The 264-nt window shown below is 61.0% G+C and carries 1 protein-coding gene; it reads right to left on the bottom strand.

The genetic code is table 11. The annotated features are described in order from the left end of the window. Nucleotides 1-234, bottom strand: a 234-nt coding sequence (locus SB717_RS36775) for an MFS transporter (protein ID WP_410908008.1), incomplete at its 3' end; no start/stop codon positions are given. Between the last annotated feature and the right edge of the window lie 30 nt (nt 235-264).

The following is a 264-nucleotide window of genomic DNA, read 5'->3' as shown; positions in this document are numbered from 1 at the left end:
GGTGATGAACAACACCGTGCAAAGCATCCAGAACGGCCCTTGAAAATACAGCGCTGCCAGCGGCGTGAGCGCCCCGATCAGGGAAAACACCACCACTACCAGGCGCCGGCCCAGGCGGTCGGAAAGCGCAGGCACGATGAAACTGCAGAGCGAGGCACTGGCACCCAGCACGCTCATCAAGATACCCATTTCGGTAGAGCCGAACTGCCGCTCGTTCATGTAGTACACCGGCATGAACGCCCACCCCAGCACCATCCACGCCAC

Origin of the sequence: Priestia sp. SIMBA_032, assembly GCF_046535215.1 — a bacterium.
GTDB classification, from domain to species: domain Bacteria; phylum Bacillota; class Bacilli; order Bacillales; family Bacillaceae_H; genus Priestia; species Priestia aryabhattai.
Note: the sequence above shows the minus strand (reverse complement) of the source record. Positions and strands in the feature narration are given on the sequence as shown.